Origin of the sequence: Neisseria sp. GT4A_CT1 (genome assembly GCF_000227275.1) — a bacterium.
Taxonomy (GTDB): domain Bacteria; phylum Pseudomonadota; class Gammaproteobacteria; order Burkholderiales; family Neisseriaceae; genus Neisseria.
The window spans coordinates 1-1,190 of record NZ_JH164987.1 but is presented as its reverse complement, the minus strand read 5'-3'; the positions used below and the strand labels follow the sequence as shown (position 1 = coordinate 1,190).

The 1,190-nt window shown below is 51.0% G+C and carries 1 protein-coding gene; it reads left to right on the top strand.

From position 1 onward, the window contains the following. Nucleotides 1-45: 45 nt before the first annotated feature. Nucleotides 46-1,053 carry an IS5 family transposase gene (locus HMPREF1028_RS12845; RefSeq protein ID WP_009313196.1) on the top strand — a complete coding sequence of 336 codons (1,008 nt, stop codon included), beginning with the start codon at nucleotides 46-48 and terminating at the stop codon, nucleotides 1,051-1,053. Nucleotides 1,054-1,190: the final 137 nt, after the last annotated feature.

The window sequence follows — 1,190 nt, the reverse complement described above, 5'->3', positions numbered from 1 at the left end:
CCCAAAATCCCCTAAATTTCCATCAAGACATTTAGGGGATTTCTCATGAGCACCTTCTTCCAGCAAACCGCACAAGCCATGATCGCCAAACACATCGACCGCTTCCCACTATTGAAGTTGGATCAGGTGATTGATTGGCAACCGATCGAACAATACCTGAACCGTCAAAGAACCCGTTACCTTAGAGACCACCGCGGCCGTCCCGCCTATCCCCTGTTGTCCATGTTCAAAGCCGTCCTGCTCGGACAATGGCACAGCCTCTCCGATCCCGAACTCGAACACAGTCTCATCACCCGCATCGATTTCAACCTGTTTTGCCGTTTTGACGAACTGAGCATCCCCGATTACAGCACCTTATGCCGTTACCGCAACTGGCTGGCGCAAGACGACACCTTGTCCGAATTGCTCAAACTGATTAACCGACAACTGGCCGAAAAAAACCTAAAAGTAGAGAAAGCATCCGCCGCCGTCGTTGACGCCACCATTATTCAGACTGCCGGCAGCAAACAGCGTCAGGCCATAGAAGTCGACGAGGAAGGACAAGTCAGCGGCCAAACCACACCGAGTAAGGACAAAGATGCCCGCTGGACAAAGAAAAACGGCCTCTACAAACTCGGTTACAAACAACATACCCGTACCGATGAGGAAGGCTATATCGAGAAACTGCACATCACTCCTGCCAATACCCATGAGTGCAACCATCTGTCCCCTTTGTTGGAAGGCATTGCCGAAGGTACGACCGTCTATGCCGACAAAGGCTACGACAGTAAGGAAAACCGGCAACATCTGAAAGAGCATCAGTTGTTAGACGGCATTATGCGCAAAGCCCACTGCAACCGTCCGCTGACGGAAGCGCAAACCAAACGCAACCGATATTTATCGAAGACCCGTTATGTGGTCGAACAAAGCTTCGGTACGCTGCACCGTAAATTCCGCTACGCCCGGGCAGCCTATTTTGGTCTGTGTAAAGTGAGTGCGCAAAGTCATCTGAAGGCGATGTGTTTGAACCTGTTGAAAGCGGCTAACAGGCTAAGTGTGCCTGTTGCCGCCTAAAAGGCGGCCCGGATGCCTTATGTATGAGGTATCCGGGGAGGATTAAGGGGGTATTTGGGTAAAATTAGGAGTGATTGGGGGCGAAAAACAGCCGAAAACCTGTGTTTGGGTTTTGGCTGTTGGGGGAAAAGGAATTT

What these genes read in the sequence shown, in the direction of transcription:
- HMPREF1028_RS12845 (WP_009313196.1), top strand. Translation starts at nt 46, where the DNA reads ATGAGCACCTTCTTCCAGCAAACCGCACAAGCCATGATCGCCAAACAC.